The organism is Pseudomonas sp. KH_046_1 (assembly GCF_057839025.1).
Genome location: NZ_CM174481.1, coordinates 1,031,039 through 1,051,509, shown reverse-complemented (window position 1 = coordinate 1,051,509; position 20,471 = coordinate 1,031,039). Strand labels below are relative to the sequence as shown.

The window sequence follows — 20,471 nt, the reverse complement described above, 5'->3', positions numbered from 1 at the left end:
TGTGGGAGTGAGCCTGCTCGCGATAGCGGTGTGTCAGGCACATCAATTTTGAATGTGCTGACGCCTTCGCGGGCAAGCCCGCTCCCACAGGGGATTTTCGGTGAACACAACATCGGTGAACGACAGCAATCAACTGTGGGAGCGGGCTTGCTCGCGAAAGCGCTGTGTCAGACACATCAATTTTGAATGTACTGACGCCTTCGCGGGCAAGCCCGCTCCCACAGGGGATATTCGGTGAACACAAAATCGGTGAACGACAGCAATCAACTGTGGGAGCGGGCTTGCTCGCGAAAGCGGTGTGTCAGGCACATCAGTTTTGAATGTACTGACGCCTTCGCGAGCAAGCCCTCTCCCACAGGGTCAAAGGTGGTCTTCAGAGCGGATTCTGGTGCAGGCAAATGATATGCGGGTCGTCATTCCAGTGCGGGAAACGCTCGGCGATCAGCGGGTCGTGGCCGGGGATGACGTGGTCTTCGCTGTCGGCCAGGCGGTCGATCTCGGTGAAGGCTTCGAGGGTTTGCGCCAGGTCATCGAGAATCGGGAACGGACTGCGCTGACGAATGTTGACCCACAAATGCGCGGCATCCGAGGCCAGCACAATCCAGCCGCGCCCGGTATTGACCCGCACCACCTGGCTGCCCGGCGTATGTCCGCCTACCGGGTGCAAGGTCACGCCGGGAGCTACCTCGACAACACCGTTGTGCAAACGCATCCGCCCTTCGAACAGCGGCGGCAGCGCCGACATCACGTCCTCGACTTCGTAGGTTTTGTTCACCGTGCGATGGGTCATCTTCGGCCCGGTGCAGAAACGCAGTTCCGCTTCCTGCAGATGCACGGTCGCTTTCGGGAACAGCCCGAGGTTGCCGGCATGATCCCAATGCAAATGGGTAAGGATCAGGTGTTCTACCTGCGCCGGATCGATGTCCAGTTGTCGCAGGGATTCTTCCGGCAGGCGATACATCTGGCGATTGCGCCGGTCCGCCGTGGCCGGTTGGAAACAGGTGTCGACCACGATCACCTGCTGCTCGTTGCGGACGACCCAGAAGTAGTAGTCCAGCCGCATCGGCGCATTCGGATCACCGCAGCAGGCGTCGTAGAGAAAGTTCTCCCTGGCGGTGCGCTGGGCGTTTGCGCCGACACGAATAGCGAACACTTCGTACACAGGAGCAGACATGGACACCTCCGGATTCAGGCCGCTGCGGTGGTTTTGAGGGTCGGACGGAAGTCAAAATCGATCTGCTCGCTGATACCCAGGTCATGGGCCAATTTATGCAGGCCACTGTAGTCGCGCATGATGGTCGCGTTCTTGTTGCTTTCGCGGGTATCGGCAATGATCAGCGCCGCATCCTCGACCCCGAGCTGCGTCAGAATCGCCTCCCACATCGAGTAGTCCTGAGCGATAAAAGCACTCAGCGCCACCGACAGGTTGCGTGCGAAAAATTCCCGCTGGATGGGCTGCATGTTCGCGTACATGACCTTGGACACTTCGGCCAGCACCTTGCTGTGGGCGTACTCGTCACGGTTGTGCAGCTCGGCCACCCTGCGGTTCTGTGGCTGGATGGTCTGGTCGTCCGCCAGCAAGTCCAGGTAGGCGTTGACGCTGATCTCGGCCACCACCGCAAAGGTGATCGCCGCCAGATCCCGCTGCCATTGCTCGGGCAGTACTTCACGCTGGGCTTTCAGGCGCAGGTACGTGACGGACGGTGGCAAGTCCAGATCCTGTTCCAGCGCCCGATCCAGCTTGGTCCGCTCGATGGCCCGCAGGTGCATCAGCGTGTGGTAGTGCTCGTCGATCAGGGTTTGTTGCATGGCCTCGCGAAAATGCCAGTCATCCTTGCCCAGGTACTGATTGGCGATGACGCTCAGCGCCGGATTGACCACATGTTCCTCGGCGGTGACGGTGCGCAGGTTGTAGCCGATCCAGCCCCAGGTCACCACGCTGCTCTTGAGTTCGTCGCTCAAGGCCTGGAATTTCGGATGATGGAAGAACGGCACCATGCACTCCGGGTAATCCGGGCGCGCCGGGTCGAACTCTTCATTGACCTGAGCCCTGTCCGGAGAACACACGGTGGCGCGCTTGGTCCAGGCCTGGTTGAGCCGCACGATCAGTTGATGATCGACCTGGGCGATCTCGATTGCTGTCTGCATGACGCGATACCTGTAAGACGCGTACCCGCCGAGGGGTACGCCAAAAGAATGAAAGGCGCCGGAAAAATCAGGCCAGCCAATAGCGGGTCAGGTTGCGCGCCGGGTCAGTGTAACGACTGCGGGCGTGGATCATTCGCCAGTTATCCCAAATCAGCAGGCATCCGTCGGGAATCAGCACCGGAATGTTGTGCTCGACGAAGTACGCTTCGCCGAGCACGGCAAACCTGGCCAGCGGCGAGGTGCTGTTGGCGACCAGCGATTGCTGCAGGGCCTCCTTGGACGGGTTCACGTCGCCGTAGTGAAACTGGTTGTAGCTGAAGCGGAAAATATCCCCGTCCTCCGTAGGCGTGAGGATGTACTCCTTGACCCGCCGCTGTCCCGGCTCGCCGGGTTTGGCGGTGGCGACAAATTCTACCGGCGTGTCATCCAGCCACTCACGCAGTTGCGGTTCGCTGTGTTCGAGGGACTTGAGAAATTCGTAACCGTCCACCAACCCGGTGTGCCCGCCACCGCACGTGGCCTGTTTATGGCAATGCAACGCCAGGTAGCGTGGCGGCGGCCCATACACCGGCGCTTCAGTGTGCGGGCCGATGCCGTTCATGCTCTGGGAATACGGCAAGTCTTCGTAACCCGGCTTGCGGGTAATGGGAAAGGCCATCTGGCCGTTGAAATGCGGAATGATCGGGCCGAATTCGCGCAAGGTGCCTACGACATCATCGGCAAATTCGTCGGGGGTCAGCACTGTCCAGCCCAACGTCGACAGTTCCTCATGACGATGGCCGAGTGAAATGCAAGGTTGAGACGCAACAATCCCTTGGTCTGACATGGTGAGATTCCTGACGGGTTATCCGGCGTTGACGGTTGAGGTGTACGCGGCGATGAAGTCGCGGCAGGCGTCACCCGGTCGATAGTGCTGCTCATCGATGCACTGCACCGGGGTGATTTCGGCGGCGGTGCCGGTGAGAAAACACTCATCGAAGTCGCCAAGCTCTGTAGGCAAGATCGTGCGTTCGACCACCTGGTAGTCCAGCGCCTTGGCCAGTTCGATCACGGTCTGGCGGGTGATGCCGTTGAGGAAGCAATCCGCTGTCGGGGTCTGCAGCGTGCGGCCTTTGACGAAGAACACATTGGCGCTGGTGGTTTCGGCCACGTGGCCGCGCCAGTCGAGCATCAGCGCATCGTGGTAACCCGTGTTCTCGGCATCGTGCTTGCTCAGCGTGGCGATCTGGTAATGCCCGGAAGCCTTGGCTTCGAACGGGCTGCTGTTCGGTGGTGGGCGACGCCAGGTCGCGGTTTTCAAGCGGATGCCAGCCATGCGCGCGGCCGGGTCGAAATAGCTCGGCCACTGCCAGCACGCGATGGCCACGTGCACACGGTTGAAACGCGCCGAGGTGGAAATCATCTCGCTGCCGCGCCAGGCCACCGGGCGCAGATAACCGTCGACGACCTGGTTGCGTTGCAGCAGTTCGTGGCTGGCCGCCTCCAGTTCAGCCAGCTCAAAGGGGATGGCAAAGTCCATCAGTTGCGCCGAGCGATACAAGCGCTCGCTGTGTTCGCGCAGCTTGAAGATCCTGCCGTTGTAGACCCGCTCGCCTTCATACACGGTGCTCGCGTAATGCAGGCCATGGGTCAGCACATGCAACTGCGCCCGGGACCACTCGACGAACTCACCGTCGAGCCAGATAACACCTTCGCGCTGATCAAACGGGATACTGCTCATATCCATATCTCCCCATTGTTCATGATTTTTCCTACGCCGTTTCCAGCAACACGGGTATCAATTCCGGCACAGCGGTGAGCTCGGTCTGAAAGAAAAACGCACGCTCGCCAAAGGCCGGTTGCAAGTCGTCGAACCAGGTCACTTGTGGATCGAAGCGCGCATAGAACGTGCGCAACACCCATTGCGGATTGCGTGCCTGGAGGAACTGCAAGACGAAGACTTTTTCCCCGGCGACGGTCTCGATACCGTTGATCAACACCTTGCCGTAGAAGGTGCTCATGGACGGTCCGCGCACCGTGCGCGCCAGTCCCGACACCGTGCGGTACGCCTCCTGGAAGATCTCGAAGGCCCTAGCCAGTGGCATCGCGAAGTAATGGCTTGGGCCGGTGTCGCGTTCGACGAACATGTAATAAGGCACCGCCCCGAGCCGCACACCTTCGGTCCACAGCGCGGCCCAATCGGCGGGGTTTTCGTTGATATGGCGGATCAGCGGCGCCTGCATGCGCACCGTCGCCCCCGTCGAGCGAATGCGCTCGATGGCCTGGCGGGCGATGGCCTGGCGGATCTCCACCGGGTGGTTGTAGTGGCCCATGATCGACAGGTTTTTCCCCGCCGCGACGATGCGCTGGAACAGCTCCAGCAGCTCAGGCGCATCCTTGTCGCTGACAAAACGCTGCGGCCAGTACGCCACGGACTTGGTGCCGATGCGGATGTTCTTCAGGTGTGGCAAATCCAGCAGCGGCTCGATGTAACCGGCCAGGGAGCGGGTGTTCATGATCATCGGGTCACCGCCGGTGATCAGCACGTCGGTCACTTCGCTGTGCACCCTCAGGTAACTGACCAGCTCCTGGGACTCGCGGGCATTGAACTTGAGTTCTTCCTCGCCGATGAACTGCGCCCAGCGGAAACAGAAGGTGCAGTACGCGTGGCAGGTCTGACCGGCACCGGGGAAAAACAGCACGGTCTCGCGGTACTTGTGCTGGATGCCCGGCAGGACCTTGCCGTTGAGGGTGACTCCGTTGTGGGTCAACTGTCCGGCCGGATGCGGGTTCATGCGTCGCCAGATCGCCTCGATCCGACGCTTGATCGCCGCGCTGTCATCCTGCTCGATCAGTTGTTTGAGTGAGGCATATTCCTCCGCCAGCAACATGTCCTTGTGGGGAAAAGTCATGCGGAAAACCGGATCGTCCGGAATGTTGTTCCAGTCGATCAGCGTACCCAGCACATATTCGTTGGTGCGAAACGGCATGACCCGCGCCACCACGGTCATGGCCTCCTGCAACGCCGGCGTCAGTTTGTGCCAGTACGGTGTGTCGCGGATGGTGCGTGAGTTATAGGGTTTGTAGCGTTCGTGCTCCGACAGTCCTTGCATGGCCGCGCTCCTGGTGATTGCCCTGAGTGTTGTTACGCGATGGCCGGCGCTTTGCGCTCTATGTCCATCCACGCCCGGACGCTGTCGCGATCCCACTGGCGGCGCACATACGCCGCGAGCCGTGCCGGCACCGGATCGCCGTTGGCAACCAGTCGGTTGAGCATGATTGCAAGGTCGGTGTCGGCAATGCTCCAGTCGCCGAACAGATGCTCGGCGCCCTCTTCCAGCAAATGCCCGGCGACGAAGAACAGGCGCTCGACGGCAGCTTGTGCCTCGTCGGACAGCGCGGTGTTTTTCTTGCCGAAGTACACCAGGTCGAACGGGCGCTCCTTGCGCACCACCAGCAAGTCACTGCGCAACCAGGCCTGCAATTGACGGGCACGGGCGCGCTGCTGGTGGTCCTGCGGGTAGAGTTTTTTATGCCCCGGGGAGAGTTCATCGAGGTATTCGGCAATCGCCGATGATTCCGCCAAGGCAAAATCGTCGTGAACTAACGTTGGAATTTTGCAAGTCAGCGAAAGATCGCGATAACTCGCCAGATAGTTTTCGCGCGCCTTTAGATCAACAGTAACAAGTTCAAATGAAAGTTGCTTCTCCTTGAGCGCCACAAAAGCAGACATCGCAAAAGCGCTGACATGATCGGCGCCGACATACAGTTTTAGCTTCCTGTTTTCCATAGAACACTCCATTCACTGACTGCAGGGATCAACGTGCATTGGAAGTGATCGTAGTTAGTTGGATTAAGGCTGAATAGATACAGAATTTGTCCGTTTCTATCGATACAGAAAGTTATTTTTCACCGGCAGACACGCAGCCAAAATCCGGGCAAAAACGCTGCAAAAGGCGATACAGGGACAGGTCTGAAAAACAAAAAAAGGGAGCCGACGAAGGTGGGCTCCCTGGGTTTATGCGCTGGGAAATTACGGCTGGGTGGTGATCAGGCCATGGCTGTCGGCGAAGTTCGAAAGCAGTGCCATTTGCGGCATGTTGCTCATGTTCAGCATCGCCAAAGGCTCGTGTTTACTGGTGTTGACGAAGCCGTGCTTGGTCCAGGCCGGCACCAGCAGCACGTCGCCATTGCTGACGTTGACCCCGTCGGCATCGCCGAGGGTCAACACACCGCTGCCGCACTGGATGACAAACAGATGCCACCAGGAATGGGCATGGCCATTGAGCGTCACACCGGGGTTCAGCCATTGCATGGCGATCGCCATGCCAGGCGTCACTTCACAGCCTTCAATGCTCTTGTCGTGAGCCAACGCGACAATATCAACGTCGCTGGCTTCAAGGGTCTGACGCATACTCGCCAGTTCAGTGCCTTTCCATACCTTGGGACTTGGCGTTCGATGGTGCAGGCTCTGACGAAAGTCCTTATATGAAAAAAACGCACCTTGAAAGTTATCCATTCGCACGTCCTTTCTTTTTATTTCCCATACTTTAGTGCTAAACCTTAAGTTAACGGTTCAGCACTGTAAAGTCGGGAAAGAACTTACAAAACCGAGGGGCGCAAGGCGGCGATCATGTCCACTTCTATCGCGGCATTCTTGGGTAACTGATAAACACCCACCGTGGTGCGGGTATGTTTACCGGCATCGCCCAGCACATGGCTGAACACATCCGAGGCGCCGTTGGCCACTTCGCTCAAATCGACAAAATCCGCCGTGGACTTCACATAGACCGTTACCCGGATCAATGACTTGATCTTGTCCAGCGAACCAATGGCATCGACGATCAACGCCAGCCCGCGCATCGCGCTGATGCTGGCGGCCGCTTGCGCATCGGCCAAGCTGAGGTCCAGCCCGACGCGGCCGGGGTAATGGATCTTGCCGTTCATGCGCGGTACCAGACCGCTGATGTACAACTCATCGTGATGGCGGATCAGCGGTGCGTAATGCCCGCCTGCGGTGTTTTCGCCGTAGATGTCATAACCAAACTCTTTGGCCAGGGCGATGAAGCGTTCATCGCAGGTCATGTGCTGGATCATTGATCGAACCCTCTTAATCAGTAATGCAAAAAACGGGTGCTTGCGGGCTCAGCACACGGCGCGGGTGGCCGGTGCCAGGCAAGTCACCTCAATGCGTGACTCAATCACCTCGGCCAGACGCAACAGGTCGTTGCTCAGTTGCCCGTAGTGTTCGTTGAACAACACGATGTGGCCGATGAATGAGAAGTTGTCCTTGATCTGCGCGCTGACCGAGTCACCGACACGCTTGGCGTACTGGCCCTCCACCAGGTCGATACGCAGGGCGCGGGCCAGGGCCTCGATGTCAGGCATCGCGCGCAAGATGCCGCCGGCCGGCGCCTTCAGCAGTCGAATGCCGCAGTAGCCGCGGGCCACTGGCTCGTGCTGTTCGGTCTGGCCTTCCACCGCCCAGCGCACCCAGCGTTCCCACGGATCGAAATTGACGAAGGCGCGTTTGGCCAGGTCCCAGATATGCATGCCGCCGGGGCGCATGTTGGTTTCCACGGCCGAGGTCAGGTTGTCGCTGCGCAGGAACACTTCGTTGTGCCAGGCCCCATTGTCCCGGGACACCAGGCCCGCCATATGCCGACCGGCTGCCATCAAACGCGCCTGTACCTCAGCCGTAAGCGGTGCGGGCACGACTTGCTGGATCTCTGCGCGGTAGGCGCCTTCGGTGGTGGTTTTTTCAGTCACCCAGGTGCTGCCGGCCACGCAGTCCCAACTGTATTCGCGGGCGTCCTGCACCAGTTCTTCAAGAACGATGCCGCCTTCGCGGTAAGGCTTCAGGGCGAGCCAGGCATCCTCGCATTCCGAAGGGTGATGGATGACACGACAGCCCCGGCTCGCGCCTTCGCAGGCCGGCTTGATGAAGGCTTTTCCGCCCAGTTCGACGACGCGCTGGCGCAGTTCCGACAGGCTTGCGACCCGCGCGGAAAACACCGGCTGGTATTCTTCGGGGGCGGTGCTGGCCGCCGCTTCGAGTTGGCGGAAGATCTGCTTGTCCAGACCCGCCCGCGCTTCGCCTGGGATAATGCCCGGCAGGTCGAAATGACTGGCCAGCGCCGCACCGAGCAGCACGCCGCGATCGGAGAACGGCAGTACGCCGATCAGCTTCCAGCTGTCGGCATTCAGGCACCCCACCACCAGTTCAAGGGACGCCGCCACATCGTCTTCGGCCAGTGAAGTGCTGCAGACGTGATCGGCCACCTGGTCGTCATCGGGCTGAATCTTCTCGACCAGCAGGATGAGCCTGGCGTTGTAGAGCGACTTGCACAGCTCGCGCAGTTTCTGGATGTCGTGCACCCGATTACCGTTGTAACCGACCACTACTACGCATGAAGTCGTATTCATAATGCCCCCGACCTGCAAGGTGAAATCCGCAACGGCGATGACTCAGTCATGCAACGACGCATTGGATTTACGGTTGAGCCAATACCAGGCCAGGATCCCTGCGGCACCGATGGCGGCCAGCACCAGCGCGTTGTACGGCGCCGGTACCACCCGCATGATCAACACGGTCAGACCGGCCCCCACCCCCAGGGACACTTCCTTGACGAACATGTTGTTCTGCTTGACCGAGAAGTAATCGAGGTAGCTGAAGGCGCATTCGGCGATGGACAGCAGCGCCACCCAGACCAGCGCCCCGGCGAGGGTTTCGACGTGGAACGCGGCAGGCGAAGACAGCACCACAAAGCCGCCGACGATGATCGCGATCACCGCCACGACCTTGAAGCGCCCGGTGCGCTCGATCAGCTTCATCACCGGCACCTGGGCGAAGACCACCACGGCGCTGTTGAGGATCAGCATCAGGCCGTACCAGGCCGGCAGCTCGCCGGTCTTGAGCAGGATCGCCTGTGGCAGGATCGAGAACACCCCGAACAGTTTGATGCCCATGATGATCCCGGCGATCACCCAGGGCAGTTTGTTGCCCCAGTTGCTGCCGGCCTGACTGGCTGGGCGGGCTACCAGCGGTTCGGAGGTGAAGGTCGCGCCGAGGGCGATCGGCAGGCACAGCAACACGAACGCCGCCGCGCCGAGGAAAAACATCGTAGGCGTGAGAAGAGGCGACAGCAGGATCAAACCGGCCACCAGGCTGCCCATGTTCATGGCCACGCGGTTGTAGGCCGCGCCTTCCTTGGTCTGGGCCGCTTCGCTCTTGATCAGGTAACCGGCAATGGCAATGCCGTAGGCAAACAGCGCGGCAGCAAACATCACCATGCCTTGATTACTGGTCAGCGCCAGCAGCACCAGGCCAAGGCCGGCACACAGCAGCGTGACGCTCAGGGATCGGCGGCCAAGCACCAGTAAAGTCAGGGGCAACAGCAACAACAAGGCGCGATATCCAAGGGCCAGGATGCTGTTGGTGGCCGTGTCGAGCCAAACGTTGGCCTTGCCCAGCACCGCGAACAGCGAGACGGCGGTGATGATCCGGATCGTGAATAACCGCAGGTTAATGACCGGTTTAGCCACCGCGACCGTTGTTTCGACACTCATGCAACACCTCAGGAACCGGGTGAATGCCCGCCGACAAAGGCTGACATTCAGAAAAGTCTGTAAGGGCATGGTAGAGAGAGAGGCTTGTCCTGATCAGTGCAAGTTCGTATAGAATCCAACGAACTTTACTGCCGGAGAGACCAGTAAAATGCAGGTTCAACGTGCAGTCATTGCCGCCATTGAATTCCAGCCCGGCGTGCCGCTGGTGCAGCAGATCGTCGATCAGCTGACGCAAGCCATCAGCACCGGCGGCCTGCCCCACGGCGCCAAGCTGCCGCCGATTCGCGAACTCTCCGACTTGATGAACGTGGGCAAGTCCACGGTGGTCGATGCCCTGGACCGCATGCGGGCCAAGGGGTTGGTGGTGTCTCGCCAGGGCTCCGGGCATTACGTGCATCGCTCCGAAGCGGCGCTGAAAAGTGGCACCGGCCCGGACCTGCAACCCCAGGACACCCTCAGTGTGATTCGTCGCGCCTTGCTGCTGGACAACGGCACGCTGCGCCCCGGCTGCGGCTTTTTGCCGACCTCGTGGCTACCCGCCGAAGAATTGCAGAAAGCCGTGCGCAGCACCTTGCGTGCAACGTCGTTGCGCATGGGCGAGTACGGCGTGGCCGGCGGTTACCTGCCGTTACGCCAGGCCCTGCGGGTGAAACTGGCGACCTTCGGCATCGAAGCGCCGGTGGACCAGATCATCACCACCGCCAACACCATGCAGGCCATCGACCTGCTGATGCGCCTGCTGGTCAAACCCGGCGACACCGTGCTGCTCGATGACCCCTGCTACTTCAACATGCACGCCAATCTGGCACTGCATGGAGCCAAAGTCATCACCATCGCCCGGGATTGCGACGGCATGGACCTCGACGCCTTCGAGCAACTGCTGATCGCCCACAAACCCGTGCTGTACATGACCAACAGCACGCTGCATAACCCCACCGGCCACTCGTTCACCCCGGCCCAGGTCTACCGCTTGCTGGAACTGAGCCACCGCCATGGCTTGCACATCGTCGAAGACGATCTGTACTGCGACATCCAGCAACGCCGCACCCCGCGCCTGGCGGCCAGCGGGCTGGACAACGTGAGTTATGTGTCGGGCTTCTCCAAGACCCTGACCGCCAACAGCCGCGTCAGCTACACCGTACTGTCACCGCAACTGGCGGCACGCATGGTCGCCCTGAAAATGGCCTGCGGGGGGGTGACGTCGGAACTGGCGGAGCAGATTACCTGCACCATGCTCAGCGACGGTAGCTATGCCAAACATGCGCGGCGCACGGTGGATCGGTTGTATGAATCCAATAGCCGTGTGGCCGGTTGGTTGGCGCTGGCTGGGTGTTCTTTGTCGTCATTGCCAGGCGAAGGCGTGTTTATCTGGGCACGGTTGCCGGAGGGCTTGCATGCCGAGAACCTGGCTCGCCAGGGGTTGGAGAACAATATGGTGTTGGCACCGGGCACCTTGCTGAGCAAAGGGCCGGATGCCAGCCAGTTCCTACGATTCAATGTGGCTCACAGCGATAGCCTGCAGGTGCGGGAGCGGTTTTTCCGGTTGCTTGATAAACCACTTAAATAACTGACTGCCCTCAATCCTGTGGGAGCGGGCTTGCCCGCGAAGAGGCCGTCACATCCAGCATCAATGTTGCCTGACCCACCGCCTTCGCGAGCAAGCCCGCTCCCACAGGGGTTGCGGTGCCCAATGAGATCCCCGGCCACCAGATCGCTACGATTGCCGACCTCATCCTTGCCGGCTAACTTCGCCCGGTCGCTGCCAATTCAGCGACCGGGCCTGAGAACCCGGGTAAAATACGGGCGCACAAGCGCCACCAATCACGATTGCCGGCGCTTTTTTGTGTCTACACACTCGTGCAATGGCGGCTGTGCGTGGGAGACCTTCGGGTCTGCCGGATTCCTGTATCTCCGGTTTCTCAGCCCGCGCATAGCTGCCACCCATTCGCCTGAGAACGAACGTGGTAGCTCTCAATTTTATACGGGAGTTTTACTCATGAACGCTATTGATCCGTCTGCCACACCTGTCATACCCCTCCACCTCCAGCCCAGTAAGAGGTGAAGCCCAATGACCAATCCCCAAGACCTCAAAACCATCGGCCTCACCCCGTTCTCCTACCACGTCAACGAACCGCTGTTTCGCATCAACGCCGGTGTCCCGGTGATCGAAGCCCTCTACCACGCCTCCGACCTGCTCCACCTCGCAAAACTGCTCGCCTCAGACGCAACTATGGTTCGCGACTCCGACCGGCACGCCTGGGCCTCACATTTTTTGCAGGACATGAGCAAGGCAATCATCGATGACGTGGTGAAGGTGCTCGATGCCCCCTGTAACAACCGCGCCTGAATGAAAAAAAGCCCCGCGATTCTTTTGAATGCGGGGCTTTCAGTTCTCAGATAGGTGAATCAGACTGATACACATATCGCTAATCCTCACTTGCGCCCTAACCGTGCGTTTTTTCTTCAGCAGGCCAAGAGAATCTTAATATTTTGAGATTTTCTCAATTTTTCCTTAAGCATCGGCTTTGTAATTTTCGGTTGGAAGCATATGTAACGTTGTCAGCGGTGCCACGACTCCTGGGGAACTCACATTGGGAATCGGAGCATCCTCAAATGAAAATCGAATCTGTTAGTCCGCGTCACGACCATTGCGAGCAGGTTAGACTCGTTGCTTTTCCTCTTCCTGAGCCATAAGCAAGGTTTGTGTGACCTGCTCAATGTAGTCAAACACCTCCTCCTGAACCGAATACTTGAATTGCTTACGACGGTGCTTCGAGACAGTGCCATTTTGGGCGAGGCACATCATCACCAGATTGGACAAGTCACTGCCCCTGACGTCGTAGCGCTCATCGACTGCCTTGACGATCTTGTCGTAATTTTCGAGAAAAATAGTTTCTTCACGCAACTCGACTTCAAGCGCTCGCTTGGCCATTTCCAGAGTGAATTGCACACCTGGGGTGGCATCCCAAAAGCGATAGATTGCCGGGTGTCCTGTGAAGTTAAACGACAGATTCCCTTGATCAATCCATCGGATGTCCCAGAACTCACGCGCTGGTCGGGAGAATGCCTGCAGGGTTTCCAGATACAGACGTTCCTCTCGCTTCATTGCCACGGACACGGGGAGCAACAAGCCATTTTTCAATGCACCAGCACGGCAAAGTGTTTGATGGATGAGGAAGCGGGAAAGACGCCCATTCCCGTCCATGAACGGGTGAAGAAAAACGAATCCAAATGAAATTATCCCGGCAGCGACCAGCGGGTCGATATGCGTTGTCACTTCATTTCCCAAGGTCATGAGCTGCTCCATCAGCTCTCGACACAGGTCTGGTGCGGGAGGGACATAAGTAACTCCTGCAGCACCGTGCAAACCATTCGCCAGATGGTTCTGTTCATGACGAAACGCTGCAGCCATATCGTATGGATTGGAAATTGTCGCATTCTGCAGGCTTACCAAATAGTCCTCGCTCAATGGAATGCGCTCGTGTGCCTGCTTGAGCAGTTGAATAAAACGTCGGGATTTATCTTCGCTCGGCGACTCTTTCTCGATCGCGAAGGAGTTTTGGGTTTCGTTCAAATAGGCCCAGTTGATCGCCCGATCCATCATTCCTGAAGGCAGGTTCTGGATGAATTGCTGCACACGCTCCAGGGTATCGTGCGCTAGCAGAGCAGTGACTTCAGGTATCCGCTCGACAGTCGCGCAGTAAGCTAAGGTGCCAATACCGTTGAACTCTACGCGCCAGCGGGAATTGCGCTCCCCGGTCATCGTCAGGTACTGCTCTGGATCGAATAAGGGGATGAAGCCCCCTTTCACTGGAGAAAATTGAGTCAACTCCTTACCAGCGAATGCTTCGTAAAGAAAACAGGCCTTGCGGATGTAGATTCCGTTTGGAGCCTTTTGGAGTTCGGCCTCAAGCACTTGTGCCGGAATATGAGGTAACGCCTGGGCCAGAATGGTGAGGTTGATACCTTCATGCTTCAACGCGAAAAGCACATGACCAAGCAAGTCGTCGGGAGCAGGGGCAAGCCCAGGTGGGACTGCTAATGTCTCACCAATTCGTTCGAGCCGTGTAACAGGCTGAACCCTGGCAGGTTGGCGCAGAGGAAAAGCTGAAAGGCCCAGCGTGTCCTGCAGGCAAGCGTATCCGACAGAGTTCATCGCGCTAATCCTCATATTGGGTCAGACCGCGCGTTTTTTCTTAAGCGGGCCAATAAAATCTTAAGATTCATAGAATATCTCTATTTTTTCTTAAGTGACCAGCCCCAACCCAGTGCATTTACGGGATTCCGTGAAGAACCAAAAAAAACCCCGCACCTTCTCTCGAAGGGCGGGGCTTTTCTTTACAGCATCCGACGCTTAAGGCGCGTACGTCAGCAGCAACTCGGTCGGCACTTTGAAGTCCAGGGACATCATCACGCTCAACGCGGTAATGGTGAAGATCGAGAACACGAACAGCTTGCGTGCCCAGACCGTGTCATCCACTGCCTTGTAGCCGGTCCAGGCCATGTACAGCCAGTACATGCCCATGGCTGCGGCGACGGCGAGGTAGCTCATGCCGGCGTAGCCGCTGAAGGTCAGCATCAAGGTCGCCACGAGGAAGGCCAGGATGTAGATCAGGATGTGCTTCTTGGCCACCTGGATGCCGCGCTTCACTGGCAGCACCGGAATCGATGCGGCCAGGTAATCGTTGAAGCGGAAGATCGCGATGGCGTAGGAATGCGGCATCTGCCACAGGCTGAACATCACCAGCAGGGTCAGTGCGGCCATGTCGAAGGTGTTGCTGACTGCGACATAACCGATCACTGGCGGCATGGCGCCCGACAGACTGCCCACCAGCGTACCGTGAACCGACTTGCGCTTGAGGTACAGGCTGTAGAAGCCGACGTAGATCACGAAGCCGATCACCGCGAACAAGGCGGCCAACGGGTTGGCCACCTTGTACAACAGCGCAACGCCGGCGACACCCAGGACGGTCGCATAGATCAGGGCCAGCTTCAGGGAGATCAGGCCCTGGACCAGTACCCGGTTCTTGGTGCGTTCCATCTTGATGTCGATGTCGCGGTCGATGCAGTTGTTGAACACGCAACCGGAGGCAACCACCAGGGACGTGCCGATCATGGCGGCCAGGAAGATGGCCAGATCGACATGCCCTTTGGAGGCCAGGAAAAATCCGCCTGCCACAGAAAGCACGTTACCGAAAATGATCCCCGGTTTGGTGATTTGGATAAAGTGCTTGAGGGACATGCGGACTTACCTCACTTCGCCATCATGAACGTGTGGATGCTGAACATGATCCACAGCGACAGGCCAACCAGCAGGACGATCACGATCGCGGCGAAGACAAACGCAATCACGTTGTTTCGCTGCGCGGCCGAACGGTCCAGGTGCAGGAAGTACACCAGGTGCACCAGCACCTGGACGATCGCGAACGCCAGGACGATCAACAGGGTGATCGACTTCGGCAGCGTCGGGTACATCACCAGACCGAATGGAATGACGGTCAGGATCACCGACAGGATGAAGCCGATGGCGTACGACTTGTAGCTGCCGTGACCGGCGTCGTCGTGGCCATGGTGGGAATGAGCTGGGTTAGCCATTTACATAGTCCCCATCAGATAAACAACGGTGAATACGCAGATCCAGACGACGTCCAGGAAGTGCCAGAACAGGCTCAGGCAGCTCAGACGGGTCTTGTTGGTCGAGGTCAGGCCATGCTTGTTGACCTGATACATCATGATCGCCATCCAGATCAGACCGCTGGTCACGTGCAGACCGTGGGTACCGACCAGGGTGAAGAACCCGGACAGGAAGCCGGAACGGCTAGGGCCGTAGCCTTCGGAGATCAAGATGTGGAACTCGTTGATCTCCATGCCGATGAAGCCCAGGCCGAACAGGAAGGTCATGGCCAACCAGCCCAGGACCTGCTTCTTGTTGCCCCGGTAGAACGCCAGCATGGCGAAGCCGTAGGTGATCGAACTGAACAACAGCAGAGCGGTTTCGCCCAGCACGTATGGCAGTTCGAAGATGTCGTGGCCCGACGGGCCACCCGCTACGTTGTTAACCAGTACCGCGTACACCGCGAAGATCGACGCAAACAGAATGCAGTCGGTCATCAGGTAGAGCCAGAAACCGTATACGGTCATCTCGCCCGAGTCGTGGTGGTGGTCATCGTGCCCATGGTCACCATGGGCGTGTCCAGCATTGGTCACTAAATTCGACATGGTTTAAGCCTGTTCCAACGAGGTTTCAACACGGGTGGCGGTGGCCGGGACTTTCCCTGCCGCTACCAGACGCTTGTGCTGCTCGGCTTCGATGCGCTCGATCACGTCGACCGGCACCATATAGCCTTGATCATCACGGGCCGCGTGGATCACGAAGTAGATCACGGTGCCGGCCAGGCTAGCGATTGCCAGCCACCAGATGTGCCAGATCATCGCGAAACCGAACACGGTCAACAGCGCGCCCATGACCACACCGGTGGCGGTGTTGTTAGGCATGTGGATCGGCTGGTACTTGGCCGGAGCCTTGTACGCGGTGCCGTTTTCCTTGGCTTCGGTGAACGGGTCGATGCAGTCGGCTTTCGGCAGCACGGCGAAGTTGTAGAACGGAGGTGGCGACGAGGTCGACCATTCCAGGGTGTGTGCATTCCACGGGTCGCCGTGTTCGCACATGTTTTCCGGCTTGTTGCGGTCACGCACGCTGACGTACAGCTGGATCAGCTGGCAAGCGATACCCACGGCGATCATCACCGCACCGAACATGGCGACGTACAGGTACGGCACCCACTCAGGGTTGGTGGTGGCGTTCAGGCGACGGGTCATGCCCATGAAGCCCAGAGCGTAGAGCGGCATGAATGCGACGAAGAAGCCCGAGATCCAGAACCAGAACGCTGCCTTGCCCCAGCCTTCGTGCAGCTTGAAGCCGAACGCTTTAGGGAAGTAGAACGCGAAACCGGCGATGTAACCGAATACCGCACCGCCGATGATCACGTTGTGGAAGTGCGCGATCACGAACAGGCTGTTGTGCAGTACGAAGTCGGCACCCGGGATGGCCAGCAGTACGCCGGTCATGCCGCCAATGGCGAAGGTCACCATGAAGCCCAGGGTCCACAGCACCTGGCTGGTGAAACGCAGACGGCCCTGGTAGATGGTGAACAGCCAGTTGAACAGCTTTACACCCGTCGGGATGGAAATCAGCATCGTCGCCAGACCGAAGAAGGCGTTGACGCTGGCACCCGAACCCATGGTGAAGAAGTGGTGCAGCCAAACCATGAAGCCCAGGATCGAGATTGCGCCCGATGCGTAGACCATCGAGTGGTGGCCGAACAGTTTCTTGCCGGTGAAGGTCGAGATGACTTCGGAGAAGATACCGAACGCTGGCAGGATCAGGATGTACACCTCAGGGTGACCCCATGCCCAGAACAGGTTCACGTACATCATCGGATTGCCACCAAGTTCATTGGTGAAAATGTGGAAATCCATGTAACGGTCAAGCGTCAGCAGTGCCAGGGTAGCGGTCAGGATCGGGAACGAAGCCACGATCAGGACGTTGGCCCAGGTGCAGGTCCAGGTGAAGATCGGCATGTCCATCAGCTTCATGCCAGGGGTACGCATTTTCAGCACGGTGGCCAGGAAGTTGACCCCCGTCAGCGTTGTCCCCAGACCCGATAGCTGTAGCGCCCAGATGTAGTAGTCCATCCCCACGCCAGGGCTGTATTGCAGGCCCGACAGCGGCGGATAGGCAACCCAGCCGGTCTTGGCGAATTCGCCGACGCCCAGGGACAGGTTGATCAGCACCACGCCGGAAACCAGCAGCCAGAAGCTCAGGGAGTTCAGGAACGGGTAGGCAACGTCACGCGCGCCGATCTGCAGCGGCACTGCAAGGTTCATCAGGCCGGTGAAGAATGGCATCGCCATGAAGATGATCATGATCACACCGTGGGCGGTGAAGATCTGGTCATAGTGTTCAGGTGGCAGGTAGCCAGGCGAACCCTCGGTGGCCATGGCCAGCTGGGTACGCATCATGATGGCGTCGGCAAAGCCGCGCAGCAGCATGACCATGGCGACGATGATGTACATCACGCCGATTTTCTTGTGGTCGACCGACGTCAGCCACTCGGTCCACAGGTAGGTCCACTTCTTGAAGTAAGTGATACCCGCGAACAGTGCCAGACCGCCGAGCGCGATCATGGCGATGGTCACCATTACGATCGGCTCGTGGAACGGGACCGCTTCCCAACTTAATTTACCAAACATCGTTTACTCCTCTGCCCCGGCAGCTGAATGCGCGTTCATGTCCATTCCTTGCGTAGCGGCCACTTCTTTCTCTTCTTTCTCGTGCTTCACTTTCGGACCCGGTTTCATGCCTTCGTACTTGTCGACGATGGTCTGGAACAGGTTCGGCGTCACCGAGGAGTAGAGCTCGACTGGGTTGTTCTGGCTCTGCTTGGCAAGGGCTGCGTATTCAGCTTGTTCAAGCTGTTTAGGTGCCTTTTTGACTTCGCTTACCCAGGCGTCGAAATCTTCCTGGGAAGTGGCGATCGCCTTGAATTTCATACCGGTGAAACCCGCGCCGCTGTAGTTGGCGGAAATACCGTCCATCTCAGCGTTTTCGTTGGCGATCAGGTGCAGCTTGGTCTGCATGCCCGCCATCGCGTAGATCTGGCCGCCCAGCGCAGGGATGAAGAACGAGTTCATCACGGCGTCAGAAGTGATCTTGAAGTTGATCGGGGTGTGGGCCGGGAACACGATCTTGTTGACCGTGGCGATGCCTTGTTCCGGGTAGATGAACAGCCACTTCCAGTCCAGCGCGACCACTTCGATGGTCACAGGCTTGACGTCGGATTCCAGCGGCTTGTACGGGTCAAGGGCGTGGGTCGACTTGTAGGTGACGTAACCCAGCGCAATGATGATCAGCACTGGAACAGCCCACACCGCGATCTCGATCTTGGTGGAGTGGTTCCATTTCGGGGTGTAGGTGGCGCTCGTGTTGGACGCGCGGTATTTCCAGGCGAACAGGAAGGTCATGATGATGACCGGCACCACGACCAACAGCATCAGCAGCGTTGCGGTGATGATCAGGTTTCGCTCGTCCAGACCAACCTGGCCCTTGGGATTGAGCAAGGTCATGTTGCAGCCTGACAGCAACAACGTGCCGATCAGCGGCAATAAGCCTAGTAGTCTGGGGTACCTGTTTTTACTCATCTCACGACCTCTAAAGCAGCTTGCGCAATGCAGTTGGGTTTTGATCGCCAACACTTCACCCTGCCAAGGGTTGGCATTTTTCTTGGATTGAATAAGGGCATGCCCGTCGTGCGTCAGACGCTGTACGACAAATCCCGGGCCTGCGGTGAGTTCTTATTCGAATACGTGGTCAAAGGCCTTGTTACAGACCAATTCCATTTGGTGCGGGTAGTTGGAGGCTCCGACACCTGGGCATCGCATGAAGCCACCAGACCTCTCGACACCCTGTTTCTGCTCACCCCTGATTAAGATTTGAGCAGTGCCGGGAATTCAGTGCGGGCGATTGTAGATATGTAGCGTTTTATAAACCATGTCTCATCCCGAAATAATTTTTATCCGAACCGGCAACAATCATTACCCGTTTTCGCAAAAGTGGCGCATCTTATCGAAATTCATTCTCAACAAAAACACCAAAATAAGTAGGTCTTCCACCCACGGTTCAGACAGTATCGAGTCCCTCCTCTGTGCCCTTGACCTTGCCCAAGGCCCGATATGACGGGGGCTCCGGCCATTCGCCAGAGCCTGTTAAAACTGCCTGTTCGTGCCCGTAATGGAAAAAACCGCAAGCCTGCAAAACAACCCGATTTCGTTACGTTTCCATGTACCAATCGGGCCTCCTCGAACGCCCTGAGACGCCGACTCTGTGACAACATGTCGCACATGTGTCGCACCCTTGATTGCCGCCCGTCACGGTCTTTTTACCCGGCCTCTGAAATGCGCTGCGCAAGACAAAAAAAGCCCCGGCCCTCTCTTCGAGGACCGGGGCTTTTTTGTCCGACAATGCGTGGCGGCAGATGACCTCAGCGCAGCGCTTTGCGGTTACGCGAGGTCAGCAGCGGCACCAGCACCACGATCAGCACGAAGGCGACCAGCGCCCACTGCGCCAGTGACAGGCCGAGGATCGGCGGGTATGGCGTGGAGCAGAAACCGTCGACCTGGAAACCCAGCGGGAAGATCTTCGCCAGCGGCAAGTCATCGACAATCGGTTGCAGCACATCGATGCCACAGCTGACCGCCGGATAGAACTGCGTATAGACGTGATGCCCGGCAACGCCTGCACCTGCCACGGCACAGATCACCACCAGGGCTTCAAACACCGTGATGCTGCGACGGCTGCGCATGGCCGCGCCGATGAAGGCGAAGATCGCGATCAGCAGCAACGCGTAACGTTGCAGGATGCACAGCGGGCAAGGGGCCTCGCCCAGAACAATTTGCATGTACAGCGCGCCGCCGATCAGCGCCAGGCAAATGATGCCCAACAACACCAGGTAGCGCCGTTCACGCCCCAACCGCATGGATTCATCGCTCATCGCGTTTCCCTTCAAAATATCGATTACCCGCCAGTCTACACGCTGGCCCGGACCTTTGAGAGCCTGGAGCATGTGAGGGGGATTCGGGGGGGAATAGACGATAAGGCGGTTAAGAAGGGATTAACTTTCTGACTTTTTTCAGTTCAGGGCCGAGGTGTGGCATTCGTCGGAGCGCCGCCCGGATCAAGCCCGCTCCCACATTGGTCCGCGTCGTACGCAGATCAA

General features: G+C 58.3%; 20 protein-coding genes. 3 read left to right on the top strand and 17 right to left on the bottom strand.

Features of this window, described 5'->3' with window-relative positions:
- Positions 1 to 373: 373 nt before the first annotated feature.
- The 10 genes from AC3IT9_RS04705 to AC3IT9_RS04660 all read right to left on the bottom strand — a co-directional run bounded on the left by AC3IT9_RS04705 (position 374) and on the right by AC3IT9_RS04660 (position 9,696).
- Positions 374 to 1,174 (bottom strand): N-acyl homoserine lactonase family protein, encoded by an 801-nt coding sequence (locus AC3IT9_RS04705; protein WP_489272199.1) that lies wholly within the window; start codon positions 1,172 to 1,174, stop codon positions 374 to 376.
- Positions 1,175 to 1,188: 14 nt separating this feature from the next.
- Positions 1,189 to 2,148 (bottom strand): diiron oxygenase, encoded by a 960-nt coding sequence (locus AC3IT9_RS04700; protein WP_489272198.1) that lies wholly within the window; start codon positions 2,146 to 2,148, stop codon positions 1,189 to 1,191.
- A 67-nt stretch (positions 2,149 to 2,215) separates the two neighbouring features.
- Positions 2,216 to 2,974, bottom strand: a complete 759-nt coding sequence (locus AC3IT9_RS04695) for a TauD/TfdA family dioxygenase (RefSeq protein WP_489272197.1) — start codon at positions 2,972 to 2,974, stop codon at positions 2,216 to 2,218.
- 18 nt (positions 2,975 to 2,992) lie between these two features.
- Positions 2,993 to 3,868, bottom strand: coding sequence for a branched-chain amino acid aminotransferase (locus AC3IT9_RS04690; RefSeq protein WP_489272196.1), 876 nt, complete (start codon positions 3,866 to 3,868; stop codon positions 2,993 to 2,995).
- A 31-nt stretch (positions 3,869 to 3,899) separates the two neighbouring features.
- On the bottom strand, positions 3,900 to 5,240 hold the full coding sequence (locus tag AC3IT9_RS04685; protein ID WP_489272194.1) for a KamA family radical SAM protein: 1,341 nt from the start codon (positions 5,238 to 5,240) through the stop codon (positions 3,900 to 3,902).
- A 32-nt stretch (positions 5,241 to 5,272) separates the two neighbouring features.
- On the bottom strand, positions 5,273 to 5,917 hold the full coding sequence (gene yfcF / locus AC3IT9_RS04680) for a glutathione transferase (protein WP_150727355.1): 645 nt from the start codon (positions 5,915 to 5,917) through the stop codon (positions 5,273 to 5,275).
- 243 nt (positions 5,918 to 6,160) lie between these two features.
- Positions 6,161 to 6,646, bottom strand: a complete 486-nt coding sequence (locus AC3IT9_RS04675; protein ID WP_150757984.1) for a cupin domain-containing protein — start codon at positions 6,644 to 6,646, stop codon at positions 6,161 to 6,163.
- Between the two features lie 83 nt (positions 6,647 to 6,729).
- Positions 6,730 to 7,224, bottom strand: coding sequence for a RidA family protein (locus AC3IT9_RS04670; RefSeq protein WP_150727357.1), 495 nt, complete (start codon positions 7,222 to 7,224; stop codon positions 6,730 to 6,732).
- 48 nt (positions 7,225 to 7,272) lie between these two features.
- The gene (locus AC3IT9_RS04665; protein WP_489272193.1) at positions 7,273 to 8,553 is read right to left on the bottom strand and encodes an ATP-grasp domain-containing protein; all 1,281 of its coding nucleotides are present in this window, start codon (positions 8,551 to 8,553) and stop codon (positions 7,273 to 7,275) included.
- A 42-nt stretch (positions 8,554 to 8,595) separates the two neighbouring features.
- Positions 8,596 to 9,696: a hypothetical protein gene (locus AC3IT9_RS04660; RefSeq protein WP_489272191.1), complete on the bottom strand. Its 1,101-nt coding sequence runs from the start codon at positions 9,694 to 9,696 to the stop codon at positions 8,596 to 8,598.
- Between the two features lie 148 nt (positions 9,697 to 9,844).
- Here AC3IT9_RS04660 and AC3IT9_RS04655 point away from each other — a divergent pair, with 148 nt between their 5' ends.
- Both AC3IT9_RS04655 and AC3IT9_RS04650 read left to right on the top strand, forming a co-directional pair.
- Positions 9,845 to 11,263 carry an aminotransferase-like domain-containing protein gene (locus AC3IT9_RS04655; RefSeq protein WP_489272190.1) on the top strand — a complete coding sequence of 473 codons (1,419 nt, stop codon included), beginning with the start codon at positions 9,845 to 9,847 and terminating at the stop codon, positions 11,261 to 11,263.
- A 501-nt stretch (positions 11,264 to 11,764) separates the two neighbouring features.
- On the top strand, positions 11,765 to 12,043 hold the full coding sequence (locus tag AC3IT9_RS04650; protein ID WP_489272189.1) for a DUF3077 domain-containing protein: 279 nt from the start codon (positions 11,765 to 11,767) through the stop codon (positions 12,041 to 12,043).
- A gap of 312 nt (positions 12,044 to 12,355) precedes the next feature.
- Here AC3IT9_RS04650 and AC3IT9_RS04645 read toward each other — a convergent pair whose 3' ends face one another.
- The 6 genes from AC3IT9_RS04645 to cyoA all read right to left on the bottom strand — a co-directional run bounded on the left by AC3IT9_RS04645 (position 12,356) and on the right by cyoA (position 18,897).
- Entirely contained in the window at positions 12,356 to 13,852 is a 1,497-nt protein-coding gene (locus tag AC3IT9_RS04645) for a Fic family protein (RefSeq protein ID WP_489272187.1), read from the bottom strand.
- 198 nt (positions 13,853 to 14,050) lie between these two features.
- The gene (cyoE, locus tag AC3IT9_RS04640) at positions 14,051 to 14,938 is read right to left on the bottom strand and encodes a heme o synthase (protein WP_008046745.1); all 888 of its coding nucleotides are present in this window, start codon (positions 14,936 to 14,938) and stop codon (positions 14,051 to 14,053) included.
- Between the two features lie 11 nt (positions 14,939 to 14,949).
- Positions 14,950 to 15,291, bottom strand: coding sequence for a cytochrome o ubiquinol oxidase subunit IV (gene cyoD, locus AC3IT9_RS04635; RefSeq protein ID WP_030128696.1), 342 nt, complete (start codon positions 15,289 to 15,291; stop codon positions 14,950 to 14,952).
- Positions 15,292 to 15,915 (bottom strand): cytochrome o ubiquinol oxidase subunit III, encoded by a 624-nt coding sequence (locus AC3IT9_RS04630; RefSeq protein WP_150727363.1) that lies wholly within the window; start codon positions 15,913 to 15,915, stop codon positions 15,292 to 15,294.
- Positions 15,916 to 15,918: 3 nt separating this feature from the next.
- Positions 15,919 to 17,949: a cytochrome o ubiquinol oxidase subunit I gene (gene cyoB / locus AC3IT9_RS04625; RefSeq protein ID WP_150727364.1), complete on the bottom strand. Its 2,031-nt coding sequence runs from the start codon at positions 17,947 to 17,949 to the stop codon at positions 15,919 to 15,921.
- Between the two features lie 3 nt (positions 17,950 to 17,952).
- Positions 17,953 to 18,897, bottom strand: coding sequence for a ubiquinol oxidase subunit II (gene cyoA / locus AC3IT9_RS04620; protein ID WP_489272184.1), 945 nt, complete (start codon positions 18,895 to 18,897; stop codon positions 17,953 to 17,955).
- A gap of 27 nt (positions 18,898 to 18,924) precedes the next feature.
- Between cyoA and AC3IT9_RS04615 the strand changes: the two genes are divergently transcribed.
- Positions 18,925 to 19,185 (top strand): hypothetical protein, encoded by a 261-nt coding sequence (locus AC3IT9_RS04615; protein WP_150754932.1) that lies wholly within the window; start codon positions 18,925 to 18,927, stop codon positions 19,183 to 19,185.
- Between the two features lie 551 nt (positions 19,186 to 19,736).
- Here AC3IT9_RS04615 and AC3IT9_RS04610 read toward each other — a convergent pair.
- On the bottom strand, positions 19,737 to 20,246 hold the full coding sequence (locus AC3IT9_RS04610; protein WP_150727367.1) for a disulfide bond formation protein B: 510 nt from the start codon (positions 20,244 to 20,246) through the stop codon (positions 19,737 to 19,739).
- Positions 20,247 to 20,471: the final 225 nt, after the last annotated feature.